Here is a 6,971-nt window from a genome sequence, read left to right on the forward strand (position 1 = left end):
AAAACTTTTTATACTGCAACCCGCTTTAGTCGCTTAGGTGGTTAAACGCTTCAAAAATTTAGCTTTGTTTTTTTAAAACATAAGCTAATACAAAATGGCCCCTTAGCTCAGTTGGTTAGAGCACACGACTCATAATCGTTAGGTCCCCAGTTCGAGTCTGGGAGGGGCCACCACTTTTAAAAGCTTTCCAAGTAAATAACTACTAACAGAAATTACCCTGTGCTACCTCTGTGCTACTTTTTACTATAAATCAATTATTAAAAATAGTCCTATCATATTAATTGATATTGCAATTAATATCTTTAAAGTAAGCATTTGGTCTCTTTTTAATAGAGCTAACTAAAAAGGATTCATTGCAGTCATTATTTTATTGGCTGTTAAAGCATATGAGGCAATATATGGATAATGGCTATACCCTACTGATTTCTATACTAAGTGGTTTATTTGGAGCCCTAATATCAGCTTTCTTGAGTTTTAAAGTTAGAGTTATAGCCCAAAATAAAATAAAAAAGGACTTAGAACATCGTATTGCTTATGTCTATGTATCTCAGTTAAGTTTTTTGGTTGCTGCAAATGCATGGTTACAATCTTTTTTTGAGAAAATAGAAGCTCAAGTAGACACTCCGATCCCTGAAAATGAGTTTACTTTTTCACACGCGATATCAATTATTTTTGAAGATATGATTAGAGAAAACAATAGTCATTCATACGAAAATATAGTTGGTTTTGAGGGATTAGTAGAGCTTCATATTGACAGCCTAACAAAGACTTATCTGACATTTGAACAACAAGCTGAACTCCCGAAAGATGCTCTTATCTTTTACCAACGTTATGAGAAGAAGCTAAAAAATGTTGTTGTAATTATTAAGCAATTTAGCTCGTACCTTTCAGATAAAGAGCAGTTCTTAAAGCTTGATGCCATTCAAATTTATCAAGCAATCGAAAATATTAAACTATTTCTTGATTCAGCAGGGTTGCTGCGTACAGCAATGATTAAGTTCGGGAAAATAAATCAAGCTGAAGCTAACTCAATGCTTGAGCAACAATTACAAACTATTGAAAAAGATATTTTAGTAGCAGGTAAAAATAAGGTGCAACTATCAAAAGCAAGAGAATTTTTAATTAGAGAAGGGGCAATTAAAAAGTGAAAGATATCAAGCCCAAGTTAATGTTACCTTGAAATCAATGTTTTATGTTGTCCATAAAAACTCTATTGATTATAAAGAGCGGCTGGTAAGTAGCGACTGAATATGCACACGATTGAACTTTTACAGTATTTTTGGAGATAACATGACATTGTTTTGGGCTGCTATTAGTGCGGTTTTAGTTTTTTATTTTAGGGAGTCAATAAAAGTTGCACATCAACAGCGAAATATAACATCAAAACTTGATGCTTATTTGGTTCACTGGTCTTTGAAAATAATAGAGGGTGATGACACTGTCTTTAAGTTATCTAGTGTAGGTTTAAGCTGGGCTGAAAAGCATCAGAATTGTAATAGCATTGAAGAAGTATTAAAAATAAATGAAGAGTTCAAAGTAAAACTTCAGGAAATGAAAAGTGAGTTATTTTTAGAAGGTGTATTTGAAGAAGTGATCTCGAGTGCTAATCAGAAAGTGAAAAGCAGTGGGCTTAGCTTAGATCAAATCTCGAAAATGCTAACAGAGTATCGTCGTGATTTTATAGACGGAAAGTTGTACCCAAGCGATAATGACTTATCGGTACTCACTCCATCAACGGCTAGGTTAGCTATATCCTTAAAGCTTAATATAATATCTATACTTGAGGGGTTGGTGATATTATTGGTTAAGATTGAAAAAGCTCCAAATCAAATGGAATCAAAAGATGAATTATTTGATTTATATATTTGCTGGCTTAAAGTTGTTCGAGATAAGCACTTATTGATCAAGTCAAATCGAGAGCTACTGTCTGAAGGGGTATTTAGGATTGCCTGTAGTAACTTCATTTCTGGTTTATGAAGCTGGGCTCAAAAAACTGATCAATTAAGTGTTATTACGTATTACCTTAAATAAACTTCAGTAATTTCAGCCCTGAAATGACCGAGCTCTTGCGACACAGTTTCGAGAGCTAAAGCTCTAGTTAAACCCAAGTTTTTTAGCTCATCCATTCTTTCTTGTGCGTAGCTATGTCTAAGGCCATGGGCACCATTAGAAAAAAATAGAGCGCGATTAGATGCTTTTGAAAATGAACATGACCATTTATGGCCTCCACCAATATTGTAGCGTTGCAAATAGTTAATTTCTCTATCACGAACCGTTATAGGCTGTGCTAAGCGCCTTTCTTCTAACTGTGTAGCTAATGCATTCGGTATTAGTACATCACGGATTAGGCCGCCTTTGCCTTTCACTGTATAAATACAACCTTCTCGACCAAGCCATTTGCAGTCTAGAGCTGGTCGCTTGTCTGCTTTACGCTCTGATACTCTGGCTATTGTTAAAAGTTCGTGTGATTTTTTTTGCCATTAAAAAAACGAGAAGAGCCCTAGGGTATATTCTGAATTTGAATCACTTGCGAATAACTACTTAAGTGACATAATGAATAGAGATGATTAAGGTTTTATATGGCACCAGAAGAACTAGAACGACAGGCAATAAGCTATGCTAAAAGTAATAGGACTCGTATAGCTCGCGAGTTAACAGACAAAAACCAGTTTCCTCCCGATACAAGGCCAGTTTCTGTTTTCATGGCTGGTTCGCCTGGTGCAGGTAAAACTGAAGCTTCAAAAGCCTTTTTGGAAGAAATTGGAGCTGATAATGTATTAAGGCTTGATCCTGATGAACTAAGAGAGCTTATACCTGGTTATACAGGTGATAACTCGTATTTATTTCATCGTGCTGTATCTTTTATTGTTGAGAGAACACTTGATCATGCGTTTAAAAACAAGCAGTCTTTTTTGTTAGATGGAACTTTGGCAAGTTATGATGTTGCAAAAAAGAATATTGAACGCTCTATCCGTAAGGAAAGGCAAGTACTAATTCTGTTTGTATATCAAAAACCAGAGCTGGCTTGGGAGTTCGTTGAGGCAAGAGAAAAGCTAGAGGGACGTAGAATTCTAGCTGATACCTTTATTGATCAGTTCTTTGCTTCTCAGGAGGTTATAAGGGAACTTAAGCTCAAGTTCGGTAGTCAAATTCAAGTGGATTTATTAGTTAAAAATAATAAGGGCAAAACACGTTTTTATCACGATAATGTTCAGGCAATAGAGCATCATTTAGATGAAAAATTCACTAGAGAAGATCTACAGAGCCTGATAGAATCACCATCCAGCTCAAAAAACGAGCTTTAGGAGTGTTTATGTTTTCAAATTTAATAAAGCCAAAGCCAACGCAAAACTCTAAGCTTTCAGATTTTGTGCTAGATTCTAGCTCAAGCGAGAAGAAGCGAGTTTATAGCCAAGTTATTGATCGCGCTATTACCTCTCAAGTGCAGCTTGTAAATAAAGCGTCTGCTATCCAAAAATAATTAGTAAAAAGTCCCGCAATGGGACTTTCTTAGTTTTGAGAGTGTTAGTTAGAAAGTAATTCTAAGCACTATAGTTAAACAATAAACCTGAGCTGGTGTTGCCTGCTGACGAAAATAAACTTCCCATCAAAGTTGATACGTTCTTTTTTACGCTAAGTTGGATTGAAACAAGTTCTTGATCTAACTCTTTTTGTAATTCAGCTTTTTGTATTTGTTGATCTGCTGTTGAAAGGCTGTTGTCAGCATCAAGTGCGCGAATTTTTTCTTGTAGTGTTTTAATGTTTTTAATCATTTGTTGCTGTGTATTTTCTACAGTCTCATCGTTGTCAGTTTTATTTTCAACAGTGTCTTTTTCGGTATTCTCTATCTCTGTGGGAGAGGTTAGCTGCTCTTTGTCATTTGTTTGCTGTGTGCCTGCTTGTGCTTGCTTTAAATAATTTGGATCTGTAAGCAGTGATGAAGGTATATTCGTTAGATTCATTGCGTGTCCCGTGCGGCAAAAAGTTGACAAGTTATTTGGTTTAAAAAATAGATGCATTAAGCGTTCCATATTTTGGGGCTTGGAATATACTTTCTATTCTTCAAAGTGAGGAGCTAAGGGAGTCTTGCATAGTGAACTTGATTTTATATGCAATAGTTAAAGTAAGGTTGGCTTTCGCTTTTAACTCTACTACTATGAAAAAATAGACAAAAATGGGTTGTGCTGAATGAATGACAAACTAACTGAATGTGAAAAGGTATCGTGTAATGACTGTGCCGATTTAGAAGGCCTAGGCTTTGATTTTACTATGGCATTTCAACCAATTGTAAATTGTAAGACGCGCTCTATCTTTGGCTATGAAGCTCTAGTGCGAGGCATTAATAATGAGTCTGCATATTCTGTTATCGCAAAAGTAAATGAAGAAAATCGTTATACTTTTGATCAGTTCTGTCGAATAAAAGCGATTGCTTTAGCCGCTAAGTTAGGGGTTGATTCTATGCTTAGCATTAACTTTTTACCCAATGCTATTTATAAGCCTGAGCGGTGTATTCGTACCACCTTAGAAGCAGCTAAAAAATATAACTTTCCGACGCAACGAATTATGTTTGAGTTTACTGAAGTTGAGAAAATAGAAGACAGTGCTCACATTAAGCGAGTGGTTGAATATTATCAATCTCTAGGCTTTACAACAGCTCTGGATGATTTTGGATCTGGTTACTCGGGCCTTAATTTATTAGCCGATTTTCAAACGGATATTATTAAGCTCGATATGGAGCTGATCCGAAATATCGATTCAGATAAAGTACGCCAATCAATAGTGACTCATAGCTTAAATATGCTTCGTGAATTAAATATCACCCCATTAGCAGAGGGGATTGAGACCCTTGCAGAATATACATGGTTAAAAGCCGCAGGTATTGAGTTAATGCAAGGGTATTTATTTGCTAAACCAGGCTTTGAGAGCTTGCCAGTAGTTGATTTTATTGACTATTGATTACTCTTTGGTAGTGCCAGCGATAACAGTGCTGCTAGGGCAATAAAGCAGCTTGAGATCCATAAGCAGGCTTCAAGTCCATATTGTTGATACACCCAGCCCGATAAAACAGTGCCTAGTAATCTCCCCATAGCATTGGCCATATAATAAAAGCCTACATCAAGTGACACGCCATCACTATCAGCAAGCCTTACAATTAAATAGCTATGCAATGATGAGTTAATCGCAAACACCGCACCAAATATCAGTAAACCGATAATAACGGATGCTTGTATATAAAAGTCAAAATGCAGAGCTAAGGCAATAATGGCCGGTATAGCTGTTAAGTAACTGGCCCATAAAAAAGCGCTACGGCCACAGGGCACCTGAACTGATTTTTTTCCTGTACTCATTATGTTTGTAATATGAGGCGCAAAAGACTGCACTATGCCATAGCCAATCACCCAGCTTGCCATAAAGCCGCCAACCCACCAATGATCCCAACCAAAGGTTGCGGCTAAAAATACAGGCAAGGCAACCACAAACCAGACATCTCTTGCGCCGAATAAAAACATTCGTGCGGCTGAGAGTACATTAATGGCTTTGCTTTTGGAGAACAGCTCACTAAATTTGGCTTTATTTTTAGCTTTGCCTAGGTCTTCTTTTAATGCGAATAAACTAAATAGCCAAACCATAGTGAGCATGCAGATCATGATTAGCATTGCGCCATGAAACTCTAGCAAAGTCAGCAGTACGCCACCTAAAAAGAAGCCAACACCTTTTAACGCATTTTTAGAACCCGTTAAAATAGCCACCCATTTGAAAAGCTGGCCTTGCGCGTCTTTTGGTACTAGTAACTTAATAGCGCTTTTGGCGCTCATTTTATTCAGATCTTTTGCGATCCCTGAAAGCGCCTGCGCAGCCATCACATAAATTACGGTGAGTGTATCTACAGGTGCCATAAGCATTGCCAAAGACACAATTTGTAATGCTAAGCCAATGTTCATGGTTTTATTCAGGCCGAATCGAGCTCCCAGCCATCCGCCCACTAAATTGGTGATCACACCAAAAATTTCATAAAACAAAAACAACATAGCAATACTAAGTGGGCTGTAACCTAATTGATAAAAATACAGCACCACGAGCATCCGCAATGCGCCATCAGTTAAAGTAAATGCCCAGTAATTACCGGTAATGATCAAATATTGTTTTATTTGTGGGGAGAGTGCTGTGAATCGATCCACGGTTAATTATTCCTTGTCAGCTAGACCAACTTTACGTACCAGTTCCGCAGTTCGGTTCGCGTAGCCCCATTCATTGTCGTACCACACATAAAGTTTTACTTGAGTGTCGTTGATCACCATGGTTGATAGCGCATCAATGATGCTGGAACGAGGATCGGTTTTGTAGTCAATAGATACCAGTGGGCGTTCTTCGTAGCCCATTATGCCTTTTAGTTCATTTTCAGCAGCATCCTTAAGTAATTTATTTACTTCAGCAACGGTGGTACCGCGCTCAAGTTCAAATACACAGTCAGTAATTGATGCGTTAGTTAGCGGAACGCGAATAGCATGGCCATTTAGTTTACCTTTTAACTCTGGAAATATATGCGTTATTGCAGTAGCTGAACCAGTTGTAGTGGGGATCAAACTTGTGCCGCATGAACGTGCACGGCGTAAGTCTTTATGCGGTGCATCAATAATTGTTTGGGTGTTGGTTATGTCATGAATGGTGGTGATTGAGCCATGCTTGATGCCAATCTTTTCATGAATAACTTTTACTACTGGTGCTAAGCAGTTAGTTGTGCATGATGCAGCGGTAATGATTGGGTAAATCTCTTTATTATAAAGGTGGTCGTTTACACCTATTACTACATTTAAAATACCCTCTTCTTTTACTGGTGCTGTAACAACAACGCGTTTTACACCTTGATCTAGGTAAGCTTGCAGTAGTGCCTTGGTTTTAATTTTACCCGACGCTTCAATAACGACATCACAGTTAGACCAATCAGTCTGTTCTGTTTTAGTGTTTTGCGT

At 37.5% G+C, this 6,971-nt stretch carries 8 protein-coding genes, 1 tRNA gene and 1 pseudogene; 6 read left to right on the top strand and 4 right to left on the bottom strand.

The genetic code is table 11. The features are described 5' to 3' along the window. The first annotated feature begins 96 nt into the window (after positions 1-96). From H5232_RS14260 to H5232_RS14270, 3 genes are all read left to right on the top strand, one after another. Positions 97-173: transfer RNA gene (locus tag H5232_RS14260), tRNA-Ile, on the top strand. A 225-nt stretch (positions 174-398) separates the two neighbouring features. Next, positions 399-1,148: a hypothetical protein gene (locus tag H5232_RS14265; protein WP_182719235.1), complete on the top strand. Its 750-nt coding sequence runs from the start codon at positions 399-401 to the stop codon at positions 1,146-1,148. Between the two features lie 142 nt (positions 1,149-1,290). After that, positions 1,291-1,977 carry a hypothetical protein gene (locus H5232_RS14270; RefSeq protein ID WP_182732039.1) on the top strand — a complete coding sequence of 229 codons (687 nt, stop codon included), beginning with the start codon at positions 1,291-1,293 and terminating at the stop codon, positions 1,975-1,977. A 41-nt stretch (positions 1,978-2,018) separates the two neighbouring features. On the opposite strand, the pseudogene H5232_RS14275 reads toward H5232_RS14270, so the two are convergent. Then, a pseudogene (locus tag H5232_RS14275) lies at positions 2,019-2,471 on the bottom strand (site-specific integrase); the annotation flags it as partial. Between the two features lie 108 nt (positions 2,472-2,579). On the opposite strand from H5232_RS14275, the gene H5232_RS14280 reads away from it, so the two are divergent. Further along, positions 2,580-3,305 (top strand): zeta toxin family protein, encoded by a 726-nt coding sequence (locus H5232_RS14280; RefSeq protein ID WP_182719232.1) that lies wholly within the window; start codon positions 2,580-2,582, stop codon positions 3,303-3,305. A gap of 8 nt (positions 3,306-3,313) precedes the next feature. Further along, entirely contained in the window at positions 3,314-3,481 is a 168-nt protein-coding gene (locus H5232_RS14285; protein ID WP_182719231.1) for a hypothetical protein, read from the top strand. 61 nt (positions 3,482-3,542) lie between these two features. On the opposite strand, the gene H5232_RS14290 is transcribed toward H5232_RS14285, so the two are convergent. Beyond that, entirely contained in the window at positions 3,543-3,962 is a 420-nt protein-coding gene (locus H5232_RS14290) for a hypothetical protein (protein WP_182831103.1), read from the bottom strand. 226 nt (positions 3,963-4,188) lie between these two features. On the opposite strand from H5232_RS14290, the gene H5232_RS14295 reads away from it, so the two are divergent. After that, complete coding sequence (locus H5232_RS14295) at positions 4,189-4,956, top strand: EAL domain-containing protein (RefSeq protein WP_064668622.1); 768 nt, start codon at positions 4,189-4,191, stop codon at positions 4,954-4,956. Here H5232_RS14295 and arsJ read toward each other — a convergent pair. Continuing rightward, on the bottom strand, positions 4,950-6,179 hold the full coding sequence (arsJ, locus tag H5232_RS14300) for an organoarsenical effux MFS transporter ArsJ (RefSeq protein ID WP_182719229.1): 1,230 nt from the start codon (positions 6,177-6,179) through the stop codon (positions 4,950-4,952). The two genes, H5232_RS14295 and arsJ, sit on opposite strands and share 7 nt — an antisense overlap. A gap of 6 nt (positions 6,180-6,185) precedes the next feature. Next, positions 6,186-6,971: ArsJ-associated glyceraldehyde-3-phosphate dehydrogenase (locus tag H5232_RS14305; RefSeq protein WP_182831104.1), on the bottom strand; the 786-nt coding region annotated here is incomplete at its 5' end.

The organism is Pseudoalteromonas sp. SG41-5 (assembly GCF_014164495.1).
Classification (GTDB): Bacteria; Pseudomonadota; Gammaproteobacteria; order Enterobacterales; family Alteromonadaceae; genus Pseudoalteromonas; species Pseudoalteromonas rhizosphaerae.